General features: G+C 70.8%; 23 protein-coding genes. 12 read left to right on the top strand and 11 right to left on the bottom strand.

What is annotated here, in order from left to right; genetic code table 11:
• Together AA23TX_RS27075 and AA23TX_RS27070 are read left to right on the top strand one after the other, a co-directional pair.
• Window positions 1–1,863: an ArnT family glycosyltransferase gene (locus AA23TX_RS27075; protein ID WP_155545631.1), complete on the top strand. Its 1,863-nt coding sequence runs from the start codon at window positions 1–3 to the stop codon at window positions 1,861–1,863.
• A gap of 97 nt (window positions 1,864–1,960) precedes the next feature.
• Window positions 1,961–2,512: a GNAT family N-acetyltransferase gene (locus tag AA23TX_RS27070; protein ID WP_155545630.1), complete on the top strand. Its 552-nt coding sequence runs from the start codon at window positions 1,961–1,963 to the stop codon at window positions 2,510–2,512.
• On the opposite strand, the gene AA23TX_RS27065 is transcribed toward AA23TX_RS27070, so the two are convergent.
• Together AA23TX_RS27065 and AA23TX_RS27060 are read right to left on the bottom strand one after the other, a co-directional pair.
• Window positions 2,463–3,623 (bottom strand): hypothetical protein, encoded by a 1,161-nt coding sequence (locus AA23TX_RS27065; protein ID WP_155545629.1) that lies wholly within the window; start codon window positions 3,621–3,623, stop codon window positions 2,463–2,465. The genes AA23TX_RS27070 and AA23TX_RS27065 overlap by 50 nt on opposite strands.
• Complete coding sequence (locus AA23TX_RS27060; RefSeq protein ID WP_155545628.1) at window positions 3,620–4,678, bottom strand: helix-turn-helix domain-containing protein; 1,059 nt, start codon at window positions 4,676–4,678, stop codon at window positions 3,620–3,622. Before AA23TX_RS27060 ends, AA23TX_RS27065 begins: the two co-directional genes overlap by 4 nt.
• 234 nt (window positions 4,679–4,912) lie before the next feature.
• Between AA23TX_RS27060 and AA23TX_RS27055 the strand changes: the two genes are divergently transcribed.
• The 4 genes from AA23TX_RS27055 (at window position 4,913) to AA23TX_RS27040 (ending at window position 7,183) form a co-directional block, all read left to right on the top strand.
• Window positions 4,913–5,530 carry a nucleotidyl cyclase domain-containing protein gene (locus AA23TX_RS27055; protein ID WP_155545627.1) on the top strand — a complete coding sequence of 206 codons (618 nt, stop codon included), beginning with the start codon at window positions 4,913–4,915 and terminating at the stop codon, window positions 5,528–5,530.
• Between the two features lie 23 nt (window positions 5,531–5,553).
• On the top strand, window positions 5,554–6,216 hold the full coding sequence (locus AA23TX_RS27050; protein ID WP_230862725.1) for a Crp/Fnr family transcriptional regulator: 663 nt from the start codon (window positions 5,554–5,556) through the stop codon (window positions 6,214–6,216).
• Window positions 6,217–6,296: 80 nt separating this feature from the next.
• A complete protein-coding gene (locus tag AA23TX_RS27045) occupies window positions 6,297–6,569 on the top strand; it encodes a hypothetical protein (RefSeq protein WP_155545625.1) in 273 nt (90 codons plus the stop codon).
• Window positions 6,566–7,183, top strand: coding sequence for a hypothetical protein (locus tag AA23TX_RS27040; protein ID WP_196425548.1), 618 nt, complete (start codon window positions 6,566–6,568; stop codon window positions 7,181–7,183). The genes AA23TX_RS27045 and AA23TX_RS27040 overlap by 4 nt, the downstream gene beginning before the upstream one ends.
• Here the strand turns inward: AA23TX_RS27040 and AA23TX_RS27035 are convergent.
• The 4 genes from AA23TX_RS27035 to AA23TX_RS27020 are packed head-to-tail and all read right to left on the bottom strand — an operon-like array spanning window position 7,180 to window position 10,825.
• Complete coding sequence (locus AA23TX_RS27035) at window positions 7,180–8,211, bottom strand: thiamine-phosphate kinase (protein ID WP_155545624.1); 1,032 nt, start codon at window positions 8,209–8,211, stop codon at window positions 7,180–7,182. The genes AA23TX_RS27040 and AA23TX_RS27035 overlap by 4 nt on opposite strands.
• Window positions 8,198–8,788: a dCTP deaminase gene (dcd, locus tag AA23TX_RS27030; protein WP_155545623.1), complete on the bottom strand. Its 591-nt coding sequence runs from the start codon at window positions 8,786–8,788 to the stop codon at window positions 8,198–8,200. The genes AA23TX_RS27035 and dcd overlap by 14 nt, the downstream gene beginning before the upstream one ends.
• A complete protein-coding gene (locus AA23TX_RS27025) occupies window positions 8,785–9,534 on the bottom strand; it encodes a hypothetical protein (RefSeq protein WP_155545622.1) in 750 nt (249 codons plus the stop codon). Before AA23TX_RS27025 ends, dcd begins: the two co-directional genes overlap by 4 nt.
• A 13-nt stretch (window positions 9,535–9,547) precedes the next feature.
• Window positions 9,548–10,825, bottom strand: a complete 1,278-nt coding sequence (locus tag AA23TX_RS27020) for a helix-turn-helix transcriptional regulator (RefSeq protein WP_155545621.1) — start codon at window positions 10,823–10,825, stop codon at window positions 9,548–9,550.
• Between the two features lie 278 nt (window positions 10,826–11,103).
• Here AA23TX_RS27020 and AA23TX_RS27015 point away from each other — a divergent pair, with 278 nt between their 5' ends.
• Both AA23TX_RS27015 and AA23TX_RS27010 read left to right on the top strand, forming a co-directional pair.
• On the top strand, window positions 11,104–11,421 hold the full coding sequence (locus AA23TX_RS27015; RefSeq protein ID WP_155545620.1) for a hypothetical protein: 318 nt from the start codon (window positions 11,104–11,106) through the stop codon (window positions 11,419–11,421).
• The gene (locus AA23TX_RS27010) at window positions 11,418–11,990 is read left to right on the top strand and encodes a hypothetical protein (protein WP_155545619.1); all 573 of its coding nucleotides are present in this window, start codon (window positions 11,418–11,420) and stop codon (window positions 11,988–11,990) included. The genes AA23TX_RS27015 and AA23TX_RS27010 overlap by 4 nt, the downstream gene beginning before the upstream one ends.
• Before the next feature lie 81 nt (window positions 11,991–12,071).
• On the opposite strand, the gene AA23TX_RS27005 is transcribed toward AA23TX_RS27010, so the two are convergent.
• The gene (locus tag AA23TX_RS27005; RefSeq protein WP_155545618.1) at window positions 12,072–12,329 is read right to left on the bottom strand and encodes a hypothetical protein; all 258 of its coding nucleotides are present in this window, start codon (window positions 12,327–12,329) and stop codon (window positions 12,072–12,074) included.
• Between the two features lie 417 nt (window positions 12,330–12,746).
• On the opposite strand from AA23TX_RS27005, the gene AA23TX_RS27000 reads away from it, so the two are divergent.
• The gene (locus tag AA23TX_RS27000; RefSeq protein ID WP_155545617.1) at window positions 12,747–14,003 is read left to right on the top strand and encodes a bifunctional glycosyltransferase family 2/GtrA family protein; all 1,257 of its coding nucleotides are present in this window, start codon (window positions 12,747–12,749) and stop codon (window positions 14,001–14,003) included.
• Window positions 14,003–15,850 (top strand): ArnT family glycosyltransferase, encoded by a 1,848-nt coding sequence (locus tag AA23TX_RS26995; protein ID WP_155545616.1) that lies wholly within the window; start codon window positions 14,003–14,005, stop codon window positions 15,848–15,850. Before AA23TX_RS27000 ends, AA23TX_RS26995 begins: the two co-directional genes overlap by 1 nt.
• Window positions 15,851–15,888: 38 nt before the next feature.
• Here AA23TX_RS26995 and AA23TX_RS26990 read toward each other — a convergent pair whose 3' ends face one another.
• Complete coding sequence (locus tag AA23TX_RS26990; protein WP_155545615.1) at window positions 15,889–16,449, bottom strand: hypothetical protein; 561 nt, start codon at window positions 16,447–16,449, stop codon at window positions 15,889–15,891.
• A gap of 51 nt (window positions 16,450–16,500) precedes the next feature.
• On the bottom strand, window positions 16,501–16,698 hold the full coding sequence (locus tag AA23TX_RS50275; RefSeq protein WP_230862724.1) for a nuclear transport factor 2 family protein: 198 nt from the start codon (window positions 16,696–16,698) through the stop codon (window positions 16,501–16,503).
• 211 nt (window positions 16,699–16,909) lie between these two features.
• Here AA23TX_RS50275 and AA23TX_RS26980 point away from each other — a divergent pair, with 211 nt between their 5' ends.
• On the top strand, window positions 16,910–17,665 hold the full coding sequence (locus tag AA23TX_RS26980; RefSeq protein ID WP_155545613.1) for a hypothetical protein: 756 nt from the start codon (window positions 16,910–16,912) through the stop codon (window positions 17,663–17,665).
• On the opposite strand, the gene AA23TX_RS26975 is transcribed toward AA23TX_RS26980, so the two are convergent.
• Window positions 17,644–18,372, bottom strand: coding sequence for an AfsR/SARP family transcriptional regulator (locus AA23TX_RS26975; protein ID WP_230862723.1), 729 nt, complete (start codon window positions 18,370–18,372; stop codon window positions 17,644–17,646). The genes AA23TX_RS26980 and AA23TX_RS26975 overlap by 22 nt on opposite strands.
• A 112-nt stretch (window positions 18,373–18,484) precedes the next feature.
• Here AA23TX_RS26975 and AA23TX_RS26970 point away from each other — a divergent pair, with 112 nt between their 5' ends.
• Window positions 18,485–19,195 carry a PP2C family protein-serine/threonine phosphatase gene (locus tag AA23TX_RS26970; RefSeq protein WP_155545612.1) on the top strand — a complete coding sequence of 237 codons (711 nt, stop codon included), beginning with the start codon at window positions 18,485–18,487 and terminating at the stop codon, window positions 19,193–19,195.
• On the opposite strand, the gene AA23TX_RS26965 is transcribed toward AA23TX_RS26970, so the two are convergent.
• Entirely contained in the window at window positions 19,192–19,671 is a 480-nt protein-coding gene (locus AA23TX_RS26965; protein ID WP_155545611.1) for a DUF2127 domain-containing protein, read from the bottom strand. The genes AA23TX_RS26970 and AA23TX_RS26965 overlap by 4 nt on opposite strands.
• Between the last annotated feature and the right edge of the window lie 158 nt (window positions 19,672–19,829).

Raw genomic sequence — 19,829 nt, 5'->3', positions numbered from 1 at the left:
ATGACCGCACTCGCGTCGCGCGAAACCGTCGTGACACCTCCTTCGAAGCCCGCCCGCCGGACTTGGCACCGGCCCGCGCTCGGCGTGCTGCTTCTCGGGACCGCCGTCCTCTACCTGTGGGGCCTCGGCGCTTCCGGCTGGGCCAACGCTTTCTACTCCGCCGCCGCGCAAGCCGGTTCGCAGAGCTGGAAGGCGCTGTTCTTCGGTTCCAGCGACGCCGCGAACGCGATCACGGTGGACAAGACCCCGGCCGCGCTCTGGGTGATGAGCCTGTCGGCGCGGGTGTTCGGCGTCAACGCGTGGAGCATCCTGGTGCCGCAGGCGCTGATGGGTGTCGGCTCGGTGTGGCTGCTGCACGCGACGGTCAAGCGAACGTCCGGTCCGGCGGCCGGGCTCGTCGCGGGCCTGGTGCTCGCGCTGACGCCCGCGGCGGCGCTGATGTTCCGGTTCAACAACCCGGACGCACTGCTCGTGCTGCTGCTCGTCGCGGGTGCCTACTGCGTGGTCCGGGCCCTCGAAAAGGCGAGCCCTCGCTGGCTGGCGCTGGCCGGCGTCGCGGTCGGGTTCGGTTTCCTGGCGAAGATGCTGCAGGCGTTCCTGGTGCTGCCCGCGTTCGCTCTCGCCTACCTCGTCGCGGCGCCGGTTTCGCTCGGCAAGCGGCTGCTGCACCTGCTGGGTGCGCTGGCGGCGACGCTGGTCGCGGCGGGCTGGTACCTCGTGGTCGTCGCGCTGTGGCCGGCGGCCGACCGGCCGTTCATCGGCGGGTCGCAGACGAACTCGCTGTGGGAGCTGGTGTTCGGCTACAACGGCTTCGGCCGCATCACCGGCGACGAGGTGGGCAGCGTCGGCGGCGGTGGCGGCCGCGGCTGGGGCTCGACCGGCCTGACCCGCCTGTTCGGCAGCGAGATGGCGGGCGGGATCGCGTGGCTGATCCCGGCGGCGCTGCTCGCGCTGGGTGCCGGCCTGTGGTTCACGCGTCGTTCCGCGCGTACGGACCGATCGCGCGCGGCCCTGCTGCTGTGGGGCGGCTGGCTGCTGGTGACGGGGCTGGTGTTCAGCTACATGGGCGGCATCATCCACCCGTACTACACGGTGGCTTTGGCGCCGGCGATCGCGGCGCTGGCCGGCACGGCGGCGGTCCAGCTGTGGCGGCTCCGGTCGAACCCCGCGGCGGCGGGCGTCTTGAGCGGCGGAGTGGCTTTGACTTCTCTCACTGCCTACTTGCTCCTGTCGGACTCGACGTGGCAACCGTGGCTCGCGCCTTCCGTGCTGGTCGGCGGATTGCTGGCGGCCGTGGGCTTGTTCTTCGCCTCGCATTTGACGCGATGGGCGGCTGCGTCGGTCGCGGCGTTGGGGTTGGTGGTGCTGCTGTCCGGCACCGGGGCTTACACGCTGGCGACCGCGGCGACGACCCACGACGGGGCGATCCCCTCGGCGGGTCCGTCATCGGGCTTCGGCTTCGGCGGCGGCTTCGGCGGTGGCCGTGGCGGCGGCCCGGGTTCGCTCCTGTCGACGACGATGCCCGGCGCTTCCCTCACGGCGTTGCTGAAGCAGGACACGTCCCGCTACACCTGGACGGCGGCCACGGTGCTCTCCAACGCGGCCGCGGGCTACCAGCTGGCCAGTGGCGCGCCGGTGATGGCGGTCGGCGGTTTCAACGGGACGGACCCGTACCCGACTCTCGACCAGTTCCGGCAGTACGTGGCGAGCGGACGGATCCACTACTTCCTCGGCGACGGCATGACGATGCAGGGTTCCACCGGTTCGGACGCGGCCCAGCAGATCGCGGAGTGGGTGGCATCGACGTACCAGGCGACGACGGTGGACGGCGTGACGGTCTACGACCTCACTGCGGGCGTCTGACGAGCACCGACGAAAGCAGGGTCAGGGCCGGATGACCTGGTCAACTCCGTGCCGCCTCCGGCACTATGGAAGTACCCGTCGGACGGAGTTTCTGCAGATGACCGAGCCCTACGTGCGGCCGGCCCGCTCGGCAGACCTGGATTTGTTCGCCGCAGCCCTGGACGACGACAGATTCTTCGATGATCGCTGGCTTCGCCTGCGGAAAGAGCGGGGCGTGCTCTTTTTCGCCTGGCTCGGCCCTCGACCGGCCGGGTCGGTGTACCTGTGGCTGGTGAAGGCCGAGGAGGCGCCGATCCAGACGCACCTCCCGGGCGTCCCGCTCCTCATGCACCTGCAGGTTCACCCCGAGCTGCGCAGGCTCGGCGTCGGCACGGCCCTGGTCGAGGAGGTGGAGGACCATCTCGTCGAGCACGGCCACGACCGAGTCGCCTTGGCGGTCCGAACGGACAACCCGGCCGCGGCGCAGTTGTACGACAAGCTCGGCTACCAGGACTGGGGGCACGGCACGGTCACTTGCTATGCGCAGGTGACCTTGCGGAACGGTGGGGTCCTCGAAGTCCCGGAACGCTGCTACGTCCTGGTCAAAGACCTTGCCGTGATCACGCCGGCACAGCGAACGACGTCGTGGATCGGGGCGTCCCACCGATAGCCTCCGGGCTCCAGCGCGCCAGGTGGCTGATCCCCAGGGTCACGAGCGCCTTTTCGGCACCCGAACCGCGGTGGCCGCGCCGTAGCTCGTCGACGTGGGCCCCCCAGCGCGCGCAGTCCGCCTGCCAGGCGCGGAGATAGCGCTCGCAGAACTCCGGCCGGATCGCCTGACTGCGTTGGAAACCAGCGTGGAGGGCTTCGACCATCTGCATCTTCCGGGTCGATTCGATCGGCGAGTCACGCACCCGCTTGATCGCGTCACGGATGATTCGCCGCCGGTCGTGGAGGAACTCGTCCCAGTACCCGTCGCTGGCGTCCGACAACGGGCGCCCGCTGTCCAGCAGACCGAAGATCCCTTCGGCGAGCGTGTCTCCCAGTTCCTCGCCGCGGGCACGCAACACGCTCTGGTAAGGGTCGTAGCGTCGTTGCCGCGCTCTCCCGGTGACCGCGGCACGGCGCAGCCGTACCCACTCCATCACGAAGAACCAGTCTTCGTTGTAGATGTCCGGGAAGAAGGACTCGAACGCGGCCTTGCCGACCGCGAGCGCACCACCGCCGATGAACGTGTCTTGTTCGACGCCCACGTCACGCAGTGCGTGGCACACGACGGAATTGTCGGGCATGCCCTCGTTCGCCAGCCCGACGACCGGGAACGTATCGAGCAGACCGGCCGCCGCGGCGAGATCCGCCGGGTCGGGCAGCACGATGTCGTCGTCCAGGAAGAAGATCCGTTCCCAGCCCGCGAGTTCGGCGATCAGCAGACCGAGATTCCGCTTGAGGCCGGTGTCGGTATTGCGGTTGTACCTACTGGAGCGGATCAGCTTGTCGGTGGCCAGCTCGGGCAGGAGACCGGCAGGCGCCTGGACGATGTCGATCGCGACCATCCTCGCTCCGGCAGCGGTCGCCGCGGCGACGGCACCCTCCACATCGGCCAGCATGCTGCACAGCACGACCAGCAAGGCGTCGTGCTCCCTGGCCGCGGCTATCGCCTGCGCCAGATACCGGGGCGGCCGGCCGTTGGGCACGATGATCGCGTCCAGCGTCCCGCTCGCGTGACGAGCTTCGAAGTGGGCCAGCAGGCCCTGGTGCGATGTGTGCTGCCGTGCGTTCACGGGGCCTCGGGCCACTCGTGCAAGCGGTTCTCCGGCAGGGTCCAGTCCGGGGTCAGGCCGACGCCGGCCAGCACCGGAACCCGGCTGATGATGCTGTAGGACTCCACGCCGGCGAACCGCTTTCGCAGGTACTCGCTGTTGCGATCACGGAACCGGCGGTCGGTGAGGGCGCGGACCGCGCCGAGGGTGCCACGACCGTACATACCATTGCATACGGTCACGGAGCGCTTTCGGTTGAAAGGACTTACACCCCGGTAGAAATGTGCCACGTCTTCCAACAGGTGACCTTCACTGTCCAGGAGGGGCGGGAAGAGCTCGGTCCCGCTGTCACGCTGCACTCGGAAGCCGCCAGGTTCGCTGGTCGGCGCGTCGTCGGCGCGAACTACCTGTTCCACCGGCAGCTCCACCCGCTCGATCACGGCGGCGGTGACGGTGTTCCAGTCGACGCCACCCAGGAGTACGAGGTGGGTCGTGTAGTCGTCGGGTGTCAGCTCCTCGGTCGTGTGGAAGCTGACGTCGTTTTCGGGGTTGCGTGCCCGGATGTGTCCGTAGAGCTCGATCAACGCGTCCGGGTCGGCGTAAGTGTAGAGAGTCACGAAGTCGGCACTGTCCGGGTCCGCGTAACTCAGGTGATCACGCAGCTCACGAGGCAGTTCGGCGCACACGATGGTGACGTCCTCCCCTTCGGGGAAGGTCCATACGTCGGCCACGGCCGACCTGGCGACCTCTTTGCCTTCGCGGAGCCGCAGCAGCTCCTCCAGGAGTCCCTTGCGCCGGAGGTGCTCTTCGTCCGTCAGTTCCTCGAGTGGGAGAGCCCGGAGAGTGCCGTCGTCAAGAGAGCGGGGCGTCGCGAAGAGCGTCGCGTAAGCCTCGAGCCGCTTGACCGGCGGGCGGACCGGCTTGTCGGGGTTCTCCCACGACGAGATGAGCGAGACGCTCACACCGCCCAACGCCTCGGCCAGCTGGGCCTGGGTGAGCCCGGCTTCGGGCCACAACTCCTCCCGCAGCGCCTTCAGGCGGCTCGCGAGCGCATGTCGCGGCGCGACTGGGGACACAGTCTTCGCCACCCTTCAGTAAATTTCAGTAGTGCGGAAAGTGGCCTGATAGTACTCCTGAGATCTAAAGGCACGGTCGGCGACCTGCCGAAGCCGGGGCTGAAACGTTACGTCTACCCAAACTCCCTCGCACCAAACGGGTAACGCCGATTCAAGCCCGTTGTTCCAGGGTACTCCACCCGTTACAGTGAACTTGACTGAACTTCAGTTCATACCTGAAGGCAGGAGCGGGCCATGAGTACTCCAGCAGACATACCCCGGCACCGGGCCATCGTGGCGGTCGACATCGAGGGGTCGACCAAGCACACCAACTCGGTGCGAGCCCTGCTCCGGAATGTCCTCTTCCAGCTGCTCGACGAAGCCTTCACCGCCGGTGGGATCGGCCGGAAGCACCGCGAACCCTTCGTAGACCGCGGAGATGGCGCGCTGTGTCTCGTGCGGCCCTTCGACCAGGTGCCCAAGACGCTGCTGCTCGCCACCTTCGTCCCGGCTCTCACCGACCTGCTGGACAAGCACGCCCGCAACGCCCCCGACCTCGCCTTCCGGCTGCGCGTCGCCGTGCACGCCGGTGAAGTGCACCGGGACAGCCGTGGGCCGTACGGCGAGGACGTCGACATCGCCTGCCGTCTCGTGGATGCCCCCGAGCTGAAGCGGCAGCTGAAGGAAACCGCCGGGCCGCTCGCGTTGGCCGTCTCGCAAGAGATCCACCGCGCCGTCGTGCGGCACGGCTACCCGGGCATCGACCACGCCGCCTTCACCAAGGCCGTCCACATCAAGCTCGGCGAAGAACGGCTCCGCGGCTGGCTTTACACGCCCGAAGCCGGCGCACCGCAAGAGGGGCTGACCGCGTAAGGACCGGAAGCGAGGTGGGGGACGTGGAACAGACCGGATTCTGGGCCGACCTGGCCCCGGCCGATCGCAAGGTCCTGGCGGGCTCCGGCACGCGGCGCAGCTATCCGCGCGGCGGGACCCTCTGCCGGGAAGGCGACCGCTCCAGCGTCGTGCTGGTCGTGATCGCCGGGCACGTGCGGATCGTGCACGGGACGCCGGACGGGCGCGAGGTCGTCGTCGGGGTGCGCGGCCAGGGTGACGTCGTCGGCGAACTGGCCGCCATCGACGCCCAGCCGCGCTCGGCGACCGTCGAAGCCCTCGACGACGTCGAGGTCCTGGAAGTGGCGGGCGACCGCTTCGCCGCTCTGTGCCGGACGCGGTCGCGGATCTCGTGGGCGTTGCTGCTCGTGCTGTCGACGCGGCTGCGGTCGGTCGGCCGGCAGTGGCTTGAGGTCGGGGGCGGCGCCGCCGCGCGGCGGGTGGCCGCGCAGCTGATGCAACTGGCCGTCCAGCACGGTATCGCCCACGGGACGGACATCCGGATCGCCGTCCCCGCCACCCAGGCCGAACTGGCGATGACCGCGGCGATCTCCCGCGAATCCTGGGCGCGCGCGACGCGCGACCTGAGGCGGCAAGGCGTCATCAGCACCGGCAGAAGACAGGTGACGATCCACCGCCTGGCTGAACTTCGACGACTGGCGAGCTGAATCCCGCCTTCTGTGTCAGCTGACACAGAAGGTGCGGCGAGCCGGAGGTTTCCTGGATCCACGGGCAGAGGAGGGCACTCATGGACCCCTACACCACCGCACCGGGCCAGAGCCGCTGGCGCCGGGGCGTCTACGCGGCCGGGCTCGTCATCCCGTTCACCGCCACACAGATCTGGGCACTGCTGGTGCTGCTGCGGCTCGCGCCGCTCGACGGGCTCGTGGGCCAGGCCTTCGTGCTGGTCCTGCTGGGATCCGTCGTCGCGATCTGGGCGGGGTGGCGCTGGACCTACAAGCTCGGCCGGGACCGCGACACCCGGCCCGAGCCCACCCCCAAGACCAGGATCCCGACATGACGTCGGGGCCGGTGATCGTCGCCGCGCTCGTGCTCGGCATCGCCGCCGGACGTCTCTCGCGCCACCTCGGCGGCCTGCTGCGCCGCCGGCTGACCGGAAGGAACACCGAAATGACCAGCAGGCAAGCGTCGTTCGCCGCCCGGCTCTACCACTGGCGGTGGGAGATCCTGGCGATGACGCTGCTCCCGTACGCCCTGGTGACGTTCGCGATGTGGGCCGGCCCGCTGTGGGCGTCGGCCGTCTTCGTCACCGCGCTCGGGTGGGCGCTGCTGCGCCGCCGCCAGGTGCGGACCCGGATCCAGGCGGTCCGGCTGCAGCACCGCCTGCGCGCGGCGTTCCCGTTGCTGCGCCTGCCCGGCGGCCGCCTCCCGGCGATCCTGTGGTCCCGCCCCCGCGGCGGCGACGTCGTGGTGTCGCTGTTCGGCCGCGAAGCGTTCGAACACCTGCACCGCAACCGGATGGTCCTCGCGGCGGCGTGCGCGGTCCCGGAGGTGTACGTCGACCGCCACCCGAGGTACGCGAGCCTCGTGACGCTGACGATCAGCCCGACCGAGGCCCCGCGTGAGCGGGCGGTCCTGCCCAGCAACGTGGTTCCCCTGCGGGCGCACAGCTAGACGCCCAGCACCTCGGTGACCAAAGTGGACAGTTCACCGCCGTGCCACGAGCTCGTCGAGAACCGCTCCTGGGCGATCCCCTGCCAGGGAGCGGTTCCCTTCGTGATCGCGGTGTCCGCGGTGAACGACCCGATCTCCTGCACCGGGATGTCTTCTTCGGCCAGCGTCTTCCGGACCTGACCGGCGTCCTCGGCCACCACGACCAGACCCCAGTCACCCCAGGTTTCGGCGAGGTCGAACGCCCGCACTCCGCACTGGGCGGCGACCGCGGCCACGGGCTCGTCGAGAGCGAACTCACCGGTGACCACCGCGCCGAGGCCGTTCGCCTCGCAGAGCGTGCGGACCGTGGCGAACAGGCCGTCGGAGACGTCCATCGCCGTCCGCACGTGCCCGGCTTCGGCCAGCGTCCGACCCGCCTTCAGCTGAGCCATCGGGCGGCGGGCACGGTCCCATATCTCGTCGCGAGCCGGCTTCGGGAGCGTCGCCCGCCCGGTCTCGAGCAGCGCCGCGGCCCAGAGGTAGCCGGGGGAACCGACCAGCATCAAGTGGTCGCCGGCCTTCGCACCGGAACGCCGCAGCCTGCTACCCGGAGCACAGCGCCCGATGGCCGTCGCGGTGAGCTGCGGGGAGCCGTCGCGGAGGTCGCCGCCGGCGACCTTCGTCCCGTGCGCGCGGCAACAGTCGTCGACACCGTCGAGCAGCCGCTCGAACGCCACGACCGTCGTCGTCTTGGGCAGCGTGTAGTTGACGACGAGACCCAGCGGCTCGGCCCCGGCGGCGGCCAGGTCGGACAGGTTGATCGTCGCGAGCAGCCAGCCCGCGTGGTACAGGTCGGGTTCGCGCAGCAGGTCGACGACGGGGGTCGGGCAGCTGTCCGTCGTCGCGACGAGCTCGCTCGGCCGGTCCACCTTGGCCAGGAACGCGCTGTCGTCGCCGAAGCCTTCGGTGCTTCCGTACCGCGGCCGCAGGACCTTTTCCTGGATGCCCCGCTCGCCCAGGTCGCCGAGGCAAAGTTCAGTGCCGGACATGATCCGCCAATCGGGACGCGACGACCACGTGGTCGCTCGAGTAGTTGTGCGGCATGGTGCCGTAGGGCCGCTCGCTCCCGGACGAAGCGAACAACATCAAGTTGCAGATCCGGGCGCCGGGATACACCAGCACCGGGTGCCGGAGGTGGTTGACGATCTCCAGGGTGAGCACGGCGCCGCCGTCCCGGCCGAAGCCCGGGCTGACCTGCCCGCACAGGACCACGCCGATCCCGAGCCGCGCGTAGTCGCTGGTGCCGTCGACGAGCCCGGCGAGGTTTTCGGACAGGCCGATCTTCTCGAGCGTCGGCGCGAGCACGACCTCGCCGGGGTCGATGGCCAGCCGCCCGCTCGCGTCCAGCGCCTTCGGGACCAGCTCGGGGTGGGTCGACCGGTCCGCGACGTCGACCGGCCCGCGGGTCACGAGGCTGAACGCCTCGTGGCCGAGCCGCAGGCTCAGCGCGGCCGGCCGCACGAGCGCGGCGTCGAACGGGTCCACCCGCAGCTCGCCGGTCGCGTGGGCCCGCCGGATGCCCCGGTCGGTCAGCACGCCGTTGCGGTCCCGCTTCACGAGCATCATGCTGCGACCCCGCTGTCCAGGTTCGCCAGTACCGCGATCACGAGTTCCTCGAAGTCTTCTTCGGTGAGGTCGAAGTTCGGCTGGTCGTCGCTCTCCCCCGGCTCGCAGTAGACGACCGTGGTGGGCGTCCGGCGGGGACCTTGGACGACGACCGTCGCGGTCAGCCCGGCGTCGATCGGCCGCACCGTGTGGACGACCGCGGTGTCGCACGTGTAGACGTCGCCGCCCTGGACGTGGGGCACCGCACGGCGTTTGAGCCGTACCTCGCCGTCGGACACCAGTGCGGCCGGGTTCGCGGGGTCGGCGCCGTAGCGGAACCGCCGGAACGGCTTGCCCCGCTCGGCGGTCTCGGTGAACTCGACCATGTGCATGCCCGTGCCGGCGAGCACGTGGGAGGCGAACTCCCAGCGGTGGCTGTGCGGGTTGGACTCGCCGCGGGAGACGGTCTCGCTTTCCGGCCAGACGTGGAGGCGGACGCGGAACTCGGGTTCGACACCCGTGTGGAGGACGATCTTCGCGAAGCCGTTGGGGTGCCAGTACGAGCGTTTCGCGATCTCGGCGACGGCCGGGGCGTCGGCCGCCAGGTCGCGCAGCCAGTCGGCGAACGCGCCGCGGTGGGCGCGGATGTACTCCGCCGTTGCCCGGAGCTGGTCCAGGCCGGGCCGGGAACCGTTGCCGCGCAACGCTTCCGCGAGCTGCCGCGGGAACGGGTGATCGCCGTTGACCACCGGAGGTGTCGTGCTCATCGTGCGGGCTTCTCTATTCTGCGGCTGCTGGGGGCAGGAACTGCGGCGCCGGGAAGGCCAGCGCGATCGCGCGCAAGGCCGTCACGGCGTCCAGGGTCATCCAGATGGGAAGATCGCCGCTGCCCCAAGCCCACAGGCCGCGCCCGGGTTCGTAGCGTTCCCACAGGGAATTGAGCGCGCGGCTCAACCTGGCCACCGGCACTTGTGGCGCCTCGGCCAGCGCCTGGAGGACCCAGGCGGAAGTGAAGTGCTTGATCGTGATCCGCACGTCCGGGAGCCCACCGGGCTGGGGAAGGGCGAGATCTTCCGAAACGCCGTCGTCCGGGTGGATCCGTTCGACGAGCCAGCGGGTGCCGACCTCGACGGCGTCGGAGACTTCGGCGCTGCCGTGCCCGGAGCGCAGCAGTTCGCGCAGGGACACCACCGCCCGCGCCGTGTGCGCCGTGGACGGCTCCGGCGCGACCAGCCCCTCTTCCTTCTTCTCACCCCAGAGCGGGACGCCGTCGAAGTCGAGCCGGGCCGCGAGGAGGTCGTCCGTCAGGCGCCGGGTCAGGGGGGCGTCGGGCGCGAGCCGGACCGAAGTGCGCAGCGCGGCCGAGAGGAGGAACGGCCGCGTCCGGCTGCGATCGTCGAGCGAGTGCTCGAGGTGGGCCAGTCCCTCCTCGGCCGGGAGGATGGTGCTGGCTTGGAACAGCGCGCCCACGACGGCCGCGGTGACCTCGGGGCGGCGGCCGCCCGACCGGCCCTGCCAGCCGAACTCGGAACGCTTCGCGTAGAGGTCGTCGACGAGCGCATGTAGGTCGATGTAGGGCTCGCCTACCACGCTCATGGCCGAGATCCCGTAGGCGGTGGCGAGCGTCGTGTGCGCGCCCCGCTTCTGGAGGTTGTGGCGCCAGCCGACCGGGCGGCCGTCGCCGTCGCGGATCAGCTCCTCGGCCAGGCTGGCCCCGGCCCGGCGGAAGACCTCCAGCAGGGAGCCTCCGGTGGTCAGGACCCCGGCGGTCACCGGCCCGGGCGAGCGGGCCGCTTCGGCCATCTCAACCAGGGCATTAGCCGCCCGGAAGTGATCGTCGAGCAACCGGGCGTTCTCCGCCGACGGCAGGTAGCGCCCGGTCTCCCACTGGGTCAGGTTCGCGCGGCTCACGCCGACGATCCGGGCCACGTCCGCCTGCGTCTGCCCGGCGGCCTTGCGCAGCCGGCGCAGTTCGGCGCCCACGCCCTCGGCCGTTACCACATCAGTACCTATCGACCGGGCCCCGGCCGACGTAGAATGTAGGTAAGCCTGCGACATCAGGCTTACCTACACCAGTAGGCGAGGGTAGGGAGGTGACAGAATGTGGACACAGAGCGCACTCTATCCCACCGGCGACTCTTTGTTGGTGCGGACTGGGGTCGACTCGCCCGAACGGGTTGAAACCCCTGCTCGCGGCCCCCCTGTTCGTCGCAATGGCCGCGACCACGCGCAGCTGGGGCACTACGCAAAGTGCCCGGCGGCCTCCCCGAGCCGCCCGTGGGCGCCCTTGCCGGGCTGCCCGTTCGAGTCCGTGCGGAGTCGCCGGGGGTGTCACGATGAAAGACCACAACCTACCTACGTCCCGCGGGCCCGGTTGGTTCGACCGGCTGGTGCTCCGCCTCGGCGAGTGGCTGTTCGCCGCCGAAGAAGACGCCCGCGCCACCGAGCGCGGCTGGGAAGTCCGGCGCGGGGCCCGAGGCACCCGCGTCTACCGCGACCCCCGGTGGGACACCGTGCACGCCTGCGGTTCCTGCGGCGGCCACGGGCTCACCCGCACCGACGGCGCGGCCTGCCCGGCCTGCGCCGGCACCGGAGTCGTCCGCTCGGCGCCCGCGGTCGCGGCCGCCGAGGGAGGGAAAGGAGCACGGCCATGAACCGCGACCACCACGCCACCGAACTGGCCCGGCAGCTGACCCACGTCAAGCGGCCCAACCCGGTCCTGCGGCTCTACCACTGGCGTTACGAGATCCTCGCCGTGACGCTCCTGCCCTACGCCGTGGTCAACGCCGTCCTCGCGCTGGGGCTGATCTGGTCCCTGGTCGCCCTGGTGGTGGCGTTCAACTGGGTCTTCTACTGGCGCGCGGCCCGCCGCCACGTCCGCGGCCGGCTGCGCGCGATCGTCGTGCAGCACCGCCTGCGCACGGGTTTCGCGGGCGCGCGCATCTGCACGGTGGACGGCCGCCGGCCGGCGATCCTCTGGACCCGCCCGGTCGACGGCGACGTCATGGTCTGGCTGTTCTGCCCGGCGGGCATCGGGTTCGAGCAGATCCACGCGGGCCGCGCGGCACTGGCGGCGGCGTGCTTCACGACGGAGGTCTACGTCGACCGCCACCCGAAGTACGCGGCCCTGATCACGCTGACGATCTGCACGACGGCGATCCGGCGTGAGCCGGGACGCGCGGCGTCGCCGGGCGAGGTCGTCCCGCTCCGGGCGCACAGCTGACCCCGCGCCCGGCGTCCACCAGGTGGGCGCCGGGTGCGGCGCACAGCAACCGCACAGGGCGATCACCAAAGCGGGACCTGTTCATTCCGCCGGCGGTTCCTCGTCCTGCCGAGAGCCGAGTTTGTCCTCAGGATCGGTTGCACGAGAGTACTGAAAAGCACCGAGCACGGCGACGATCAAGAGTGTGGCCGCCATCAGCAGGACGGCAATGGCGTAGATGGTCGCCGGAGGGGTGCCAGACAGTACGCAGGTCAGGGCGACGATCAGCACCAGCACGATGACGCCTGTAGCACCACGAGCCGCTGCGGCCTGGAACAACGCCTGCAGCCAAGGTTTCATGACGATCGATTTCCTTCGGCCGAGCAGAGCGGAACGTCGCAGTTGCCGGCGCTACGAGTTGGATTGGTCATCGTGCTGGAGCTCTATTCTGCGGCTGATGGGGATGGGAAGGTCGCCACTGCCCCGGTCCCGCTACCGGCTCCTGCGGTGCCTCGGCCAGTGCCTGGAGCACCCAGGCGGACGTGAAGTGCTTGATCGTGGTCCGCGCATCCGGCCGCCACCCGGCTGCGGCAGCGCGACGTCGTCCGACACGCCGTCGTCGGGGTGGATCCGCTCGCCGAGGCGACGAGCAGCGCCATACCGCAGCTCAGCCTGGGCGCGCACGTAACCGTGAAGTACTCGCCCCGGGTGCGGCGCACAGCAACCGCACAGGGCGATCACACCGTCACCAAAGCGGGGCCCGCGACCGTAGTACCCATGACAGCCACCGCCTCCGCAGCAAGGCCCGGGACCGTCCCGGTCGATCTGGCCGGTCCGCAGCCCGTTCTCGACGTCGTCATCCCGGTCTACAACGAAGAGGCCGACCTCGAACCGTGCATCCGACGGCTGCACGCGCACCTGGCCGCGCACGTCTCCTACCCCTACCGGATCACCGTCGCCGACAACGCGAGCACCGATGGGACGCTGCGGGTGGCCGAAAGACTCGCCCGGGAGTTCCCCGAGGTGGCCGTCCACCACCTCGACGAGAAAGGCCGCGGCCGCGCGCTCAACGCCGTCTGGCGGGCCTCCGACGCCGCCGTCCTCGCCTACATGGACGTCGACCTCTCCACCGATCTCGCCGCACTCGGGCCACTCGTCGCCCCTCTTCTCTCCGGGCACTCCGATCTCGCCATCGGCAGCCGGCTCGCCCGGGGCGCGCGCGTCGTGCGGGGGCCGAAGCGGGAGTTCATCTCCCGGGCCTACAACCTGATCCTGCGCTCGACGCTCGCCGCGAAGTTCAGCGACGCGCAATGCGGCTTCAAGGCCATCCGCGCCGACGTCGCGCGTGAGCTGCTCCCCCACGTCGAGGACACCGGCTGGTTCTTCGACACCGAGCTGCTCGTCCTCGCGCAACGCGCCGGGCTGCGGATCCACGAGGTGCCCGTCGACTGGGTCGACGACCCCGACTCGTCGGTCAACATCGTCAGGACCGCCACCGAGGACCTCAAAGGCATCGTGCGCGTCACCAAGGCCACCTTCACCGGCGAGATCCCGATCAGCAGGCTGCGCGAGCAGCTCGGCCGGCAGCCGATCGGCGTCGACGCGCCGGGCGTGCCGCCGCGGCTGGTGACGCAGCTCGTGCGGTTCGCCGCCATCGGCGTCAGCAGCACGCTGGCCTACCTCGTGCTGTTCCTGCTGCTGCGGACGGCCGTCGGCGCGCAGCCGGCGAACTTCGCCGCGCTGCTCGTCACCGCGATCGGGAACACCGCGCTGAACCGGCGGCTCACGTTCGGCATCCGCGGGCGCGCCGGTGCCGGGCGGCACCAGTTCGAAGGGCTGATCGTGTTCGGCCTCGGGCTCGCCCTGACGAGCGGGTCGCTGGCCCTGCTCAACGGATCCACCACCCCCGGCCTCGTCCTGGAGATCACCGTGCTCGTGCTGGCGAACCTCGCCGCGACGGTCCTCCGGTTCCTGCTCCTGCGCGGCTGGGTGTTCAACCCGCGCCGCCAGGCCGCTACCCAGAAGGAGTACTGATGACCGCCGTCCTTTCCGACGCCGTGACGCAGGAACCGCGTCACCGCAAGGAATCCGACGCACACGCGCCACCGCGCTGGGTCCGCCCGTCGGTGTTCGCGCTGCTGGCCGCGACCGCGGTGCTGTACTTCTGGAACCTGACCGCGTCCGGCTACGGCAACTCGTTCTACGCCGCCGCCGTGCAGTCCGGGACGCAGGACTGGAAGGCCTGGCTGTTCGGGTCGCTCGACTCGGGCAACGTGCTGACCGTCGACAAGCCGCCGGCGGCGCTATGGGTCGCCACGGCCTTCGCGCGGATCTTCGGGTTCTCCAGCTTCACCGTGCTGGCCCCGCAAGCGCTGATGGGCGTCGCTTCCGTCGGAATCCTTTACCTTGCGGTGAAACGGACTTCGGGTCCGGCCGCCGGGCTGATGACCGGTGCGGTGCTGGCCCTGAGCCCGGTCGCCGCACTGATGTTCCGGTTCAACAACCCGGACGCGCTGCTCGTGCTGCTCATGGTCGCCGGCGCCTACTTCGTCGTGCGGGCCACGGAAAAGGCGTCGCCCGGCTGGCTCGCGCTGGCGGGCGTCGCGATCGGGTTCGGCTTCCTGACGAAGATGATGCAGGCGTTCCTGGTGCTGCCGGCGTTCGGGCTGGTGTACCTGATCGCGGCCCCGGCCTCGCTCGGCAAGCGGCTGCTGCACCTCGGCGGCGCGGTCGTCGCGCTGGTCGTCTCGGCGGGCTGGTACATCGCGCTGGTCGACCTCTGGCCGACGGCGTCGCGGCCCTACATCGGCGGGTCCGAAGGGGACAGTCTGCTCGAACTCGCGTTGGGCTACAACGGTTTGTCGCGCATCTTCGGTGGCGGCGAAGGCGGCGGACCCGGTGGCGGCATGGGCGGCGGGAACACCGGCTTCGGCGGCTCGTCGGGTCTCTTCCGGATGTTCGGGTCGAGCTTCGGCACGGAGATCTCGTGGCTGCTGCCCGCCGCGCTGATCGGGCTGGTGGCCGGGCTGTGGTTCACCCGCCGCGCGCCGCGCACCGACCGGACGCGCCTGGCGCTGGTCCTGTGGGGCGGCTGGCTGGTCGTCACGGCGGTGGTGTTCAGCTACATGAGCGGCATCGTGCACCCGTACTACTCGGTCGCGCTCGCCCCGGCGATCGCCGCGCTGGTCGCGATTTCCGGCCGCGCGCTGTGGCAGGGCAGGGACAACCTCGGCCCCCGGGCGACGCTCGCCGGGATGGTCGTCGCGACGGCGGTCTGGTCGTTCATCCTGCTCGACCGGACGCCGGACTGGTTCCCGGCGCTGCGCTGGATCGTGGCGGTGCTGGGCGTCCTGGCCGGGACCGTGCTGGTCATGGGCGTGCCCACCGTCCGCAAGACGGCCACGATCGTCGCGGCGGCGGTGGTACTGACGCTCGGTGTCTCGACCGCGGCGTACGGCGTCGAGACGGCGTCGGTCGCGCACAGCGGCTCGATCCCGACGTCGGGACCGACGTCGAGCGCGATGGGCGGTGGCATGGGTGGGGGCTTCGGCGACGACTCGGCTTCGAGCGCGGTCGGCGAGCTGCTGGCGAAGACGACGACGAAGTGGGCCGCGGCGACGACGGGCTCGCAGAGCGCGGCGTCGCTGGAGCTGGCGAGCGGCAAGGCGGTGATCGGCATCGGCGGCTGGAGCGGCTCCGACCCGGCACCGACGCTGGACGAGTTCAAGGCGTACGTCGCGGCGGGCGAGATCGAGTACTACGTCGACGGCGGCCGCGGCGGCGGGCCCGGCGGCGGCTCGTCGGAGATCACCTCGTGGGTGACGGCGAACTTCACCGCCACCACGGTCGACGGGCAGACGGTGTACGACCTGCAGAAGTGACCCTCAGGCCCGGGCTTCCCACGGAGGCCCGGGCCCGGTCACGCGATCCCGCGCGCTTCCCGGACGAACGTGTCGCGGTGGGAGCCGCGGAAGACGGTCGTCTCGACGAGCGCCTCGAAGTGCCGGTACCCGCCGAGGGCTTCGGCCTGGTCGAACGCCTCGGCCGCGGCGGCGGTCCCGTGGCTCCCGCACCCCGCGACGACCACGACCTCCGCGGTTTCCGGGGCGAAGGGGTTCGCGGCGCGGATGACCAGCCCGTAGTCGACGCGCGGTTCGCCGGCGTCGTCGTAGCGTGGTGAGGCCGCGAAGCCGGACTTGCGGTCGTAGACGGAGGAGCCGTTCTCGGCGAACCCGAGCGAGAGCACGCCGTCCAGCCGCTCGAGGACGCTGCCGGTGAGGGAATTACCGCCGATCAGGATGAGGTCTTCGCGGATCTCGTTTTCGGTGAGCGCGCCGGCCTCGACGAGCCGCACGGCCGAGCCGAGCTGAGCCTGCAGTTCGACCGCGGCCAGCAGGTCACCCTGGTCGACCACCCCCGTGTGGTCGCGGCACGCGCCGAACACCATGAGCGGCCGGAGGTCGTACGGCAGTGGACCCATGCCCGGCTCCTTCGGGTCGTTTCTCCGAAGTCGTCGCAGGCCAGCGGGTCGTTACGGCCGCAGCCGCAGGTGGCGGCCGACATCGCCGACGAGGTCGGCCGTCACCCGGCGCTCGGTGAATCGCCACCCGTCCGCGGCGTGCGTGAACCGGTCCGCGTACCGGCCCGCCGCGATCGTCTGCAGCGGCAGCCCCGGCGCCGCCTGGAGCACCGTGAAGCAAGCGCGCCCGGACGCCGTGTCGCCGGACACCGTGCCGAAGTCGCGCGGACGCTGCGCGACACGGTGATCGTGTACGAGGACGGGACGCCGCGGACCAAGCACGTGACGACGAACATCGCGCTGGAGAGGTTCTCGAGCGCGCGGGTAGTCGTCCACGGAAAACGATCGTACAGAGAAAGTATGGAAACCTTCCGTACCGTGGCGGCGACGGCGGCAGGGGGCCGCCGACGGGGGTGAATCCATGACGCTCGATCGCCGGAACCTGCTCAAGCTCGGCGCGGCCGTGGCGGTCGCGAGCACCGCGCTCGTGACCGGCACGGCCGAGGCCGCCACGACGACCCTGCCGCCCGTGCCGGGCATGCTGGGTGATCGGAAAGCCAACGAACTCTGGTACCAGCTCGACGAAATCGCGCTGTACCACCCGGCCCAGGAGGTCCGGGACGCCTACGCGATCCTCTTCCCGTTCATCCAGCAGAACGCCCCGGAGGGCCTGCCCGCGAAGTGGCGGGCGCTGAGCCTCGAACCGGGCTACCCGCACAACTACGCCGAGTTCGTCAAGCCCCTCGAGCAGCCGCTCACCACGCTTTCGCGGCTCCAGCTCGGCAACTTCGACCGCTTCTACCGCGGCGACGAAGAGGGCCTCATGAAAGCCTTCGCGGCCTTCGGGCAGGGAATCCTGTTCGACCCGCGGCGGGCCGATGTCGAGTCCGAAGTGCACACCATGGACGGGGATCCGCCGTCGGGGTACCACTTCTGGCACGCCATCCAGCGCGCGCAGATGGTGCTGGACATCGACCGCCGCCGCTGGGCGCGGATCACGCCGATGCTCGGGTTCGCCTGGGCGCTGCAGTCGATAGCGAGGCCCGACCACCGGCACGTCAACCCGGGCCTGCCGCGGGACCAGGTCCGCGCGCAGGCCCGGTATTGGCTGCCGCGCTCGACCGCGGAACTGGACCGCGACTTCCGTTCGACGCCCTACCCGGACAGCACCCGCTGATACGCCGCCCGCAGCACGGGGCCCGGCGCGATCCCGAGCCGTTCGTCGAGGATCCGCCGGCCCCGGTGGTAGACCGCCACGGCGTCCGCCGGCCGCCCGCTCGCGCAGAGCGCGGCCATGAGCAGCGCGCGTGCGCGTTCCCGCAGCGGGTGGTCGAGCACGAGGCCGGTGGCGTCCGGCACCGCCCGCAGGTGGTCGCCGGCCGCCACCTCGGCTTCGATCCGGCTCTCCAGGACGGCCAGCCGGAGCTCCTCGAACCGCGCCGACTCCCCCGCGCGGAGCGGTTCGGCGATGCCGGCCAGCACCGGACCACGCCACAGGTCGAGCGCGGAGCGGAACAACGCCGCCGCACGCGCGGCCTCGCCGGCGCGCAGTTCGCGGTGCCCCACGGCCGCCAGCCGCTCGAACTCCTCCGCGTCGACGGTGCTGCCGTCCGGGGCCAGCAGGTACCCGCCACCCGATCGGACGAGCCGCGCGGGCTGCCCGAGTCCCTTGCGCAGGCGGGAAACGTACGTGCACAGCTGCGCGTCGACCGTCGCAGGCCGCACGCCGTCCCACAGCAGCGAAATGAGCCGCTCATCGGCGACCACCCGGTCGCGTGCCAGCAGCAGCGCCGCCAGCAGCGTCCGCGGTTTCCGGCCGCCGAGCACGGCCGGGCGGCCGTCCGCGCGGATCACCGCCAACGGCCCGAGAATCCGGAACTCCATGCCCCACCCCGTTCCCAAGGTACCCGGACCGACACCGCCGGCACAGGAACGTCTCAGACTGCCCACAGGTTTAGCGCGGACCATGGAGAGCAGAGGGAACGAGGAGGCCGCGATGATCACGACACGACCGGAGTACCCGCGCTGGCACACCGCGAGCGCCCAGGGGCCGCGCTCGCTCAACGCGGATGCCGTCGGCGCCTACGCCGCGGCCGGCGGTCCCGGCATCGTGTTCGCCCTCGCCGACGGTGTCGGGGACGATCCCGCCGCCGCGCGGGCCGCCCGCACCGCCGCCGCGGCCGCCGCCCGCACGCCGGTCCACAAAGGACCGACCGAGGCCGTTCTCGCCGCGCAGCGCGCGATTCGCGAACAAACCCTCGGGGACGCCGTGCTCGTCGTCGCCATGCCGGCCGAGCACGGCGGGTACCGCATCGCCTGGGTCGGCGACGCCCGCGCGTACGCCTGGGACGGCACCACGCTCGGCCGCCTGACCACCGACCACACCCTCGCCGAGTACTTCCGCGCCCGCCACCAGCCGGTGACCCCGCGGATGGAGCACGTCGTCACCACGAGCGTCCGCACGGCCAAGCCCGAGGAGATCGGCACGGCGGAAACGCCGAGCGCGGGGCTGCTGCTGACCAGCGACGGTGTCCACAAGCCACTGACCGGCAGCGGGATCCGCGCGGTGCTGGCCCGGCCGGGCGCCGGCGCGGCCGAGCTCGTCGAGGCCGCGCTCGCCCGCGGTGGTTCGGACAACGCGACCGCCCTCTACGTCGAACCCCTGGAGGCCGGCAGCACGACGGTGCGATTTCCCGTCGCCGCCTAGCGCTCCCGCCTGAGCTGCCGGTATTCGCGCAGCACCAGGACGATGATCACGACGTCGAGTGCGGCGAAGAACGGCAGCGCGATCGAGTGGGTGTGGATCGCCCGGATGATCTCGTAGACGACGAACGCCGCGAGGACGACCGCCGCGACCGGGTACGCCCGGACGATCTTGCGCGCCAACGCCCAGACCAGGCCGAGCTTGATCAGGCCGTGGGCGAGCAGGTACGCGACGGCGAACGTCTTCGTGTCGCCGTGGAGGAAGTTCTCCGTCGCCGACTCCAGGTGGCGCGCGAGGGTGCCGGACGGGTCGCCCAGCAGGTCGCGGGTGATGACCGCGTGGGTGAACCCGCTGACGGTCGACGCGGGGATGAACGCGAGGATCAGCGCCCCGACGACCTGCAACGCGCCGTCGAGGCCCTTGATCGCGATCGCGATCCGGAAGAACCTCTCGGTCGCGTTCGTCTTCGCTTCGGCCATAGTGCCTCCTCTGACCCTCACTCTGCCTCAGCTACGGTGTGTCCGCACCCGGGAACAACACATGCGCAAACGGGGCATATACCGGTCAATCCTCGGAAACGGCATGGAATGCATTGCCAGCACATCAAGATCATCCCTATGCTGTGATTTCCGTTCGC

The sequence above is a fragment of the Amycolatopsis camponoti genome, from assembly GCF_902497555.1.
In the GTDB taxonomy this organism is placed as follows: domain Bacteria; phylum Actinomycetota; class Actinomycetes; order Mycobacteriales; family Pseudonocardiaceae; genus Amycolatopsis; species Amycolatopsis camponoti.
The sequence above is the reverse complement of the archived record's forward strand: the minus strand, read 5'-3'. Positions and strand labels throughout refer to the sequence as shown.

Coding starts and splice junctions, on each gene's coding strand:
- AA23TX_RS27000 (WP_155545617.1), top strand. CDS start 12,747: ATGACAGCCACCGCCTCCGCAGCAAGGCCCGGGACCGTCCCGGTCGAT.
- AA23TX_RS26995 (WP_155545616.1), top strand. CDS start 14,003: ATGACCGCCGTCCTTTCCGACGCCGTGACGCAGGAACCGCGTCACCGC.
- dcd (WP_155545623.1), bottom strand. CDS start 8,788: ATGATGCTCGTGAAGCGGGACCGCAACGGCGTGCTGACCGACCGGGGC.
- AA23TX_RS27025 (WP_155545622.1), bottom strand. CDS start 9,534: ATGAGCACGACACCTCCGGTGGTCAACGGCGATCACCCGTTCCCGCGG.
- AA23TX_RS27010 (WP_155545619.1), top strand. CDS start 11,418: ATGAACCGCGACCACCACGCCACCGAACTGGCCCGGCAGCTGACCCAC.
- AA23TX_RS27075 (WP_155545631.1), top strand. CDS start 1: ATGACCGCACTCGCGTCGCGCGAAACCGTCGTGACACCTCCTTCGAAG.
- AA23TX_RS26980 (WP_155545613.1), top strand. CDS start 16,910: ATGACGCTCGATCGCCGGAACCTGCTCAAGCTCGGCGCGGCCGTGGCG.
- AA23TX_RS27040 (WP_196425548.1), top strand. CDS start 6,566: ATGACGTCGGGGCCGGTGATCGTCGCCGCGCTCGTGCTCGGCATCGCC.
- AA23TX_RS26965 (WP_155545611.1), bottom strand. CDS start 19,671: ATGGCCGAAGCGAAGACGAACGCGACCGAGAGGTTCTTCCGGATCGCG.
- AA23TX_RS27045 (WP_155545625.1), top strand. CDS start 6,297: ATGGACCCCTACACCACCGCACCGGGCCAGAGCCGCTGGCGCCGGGGC.
- AA23TX_RS26990 (WP_155545615.1), bottom strand. CDS start 16,449: ATGGGTCCACTGCCGTACGACCTCCGGCCGCTCATGGTGTTCGGCGCG.
- AA23TX_RS26970 (WP_155545612.1), top strand. CDS start 18,485: ATGATCACGACACGACCGGAGTACCCGCGCTGGCACACCGCGAGCGCC.
- AA23TX_RS27020 (WP_155545621.1), bottom strand. CDS start 10,825: ATGTCGCAGGCTTACCTACATTCTACGTCGGCCGGGGCCCGGTCGATA.
- AA23TX_RS26975 (WP_230862723.1), bottom strand. CDS start 18,372: ATGGAGTTCCGGATTCTCGGGCCGTTGGCGGTGATCCGCGCGGACGGC.
- AA23TX_RS27070 (WP_155545630.1), top strand. CDS start 1,961: ATGACCGAGCCCTACGTGCGGCCGGCCCGCTCGGCAGACCTGGATTTG.
- AA23TX_RS27005 (WP_155545618.1), bottom strand. CDS start 12,329: ATGAAACCTTGGCTGCAGGCGTTGTTCCAGGCCGCAGCGGCTCGTGGT.
- AA23TX_RS27035 (WP_155545624.1), bottom strand. CDS start 8,211: ATGTCCGGCACTGAACTTTGCCTCGGCGACCTGGGCGAGCGGGGCATC.
- AA23TX_RS27055 (WP_155545627.1), top strand. CDS start 4,913: ATGAGTACTCCAGCAGACATACCCCGGCACCGGGCCATCGTGGCGGTC.
- AA23TX_RS27015 (WP_155545620.1), top strand. CDS start 11,104: ATGAAAGACCACAACCTACCTACGTCCCGCGGGCCCGGTTGGTTCGAC.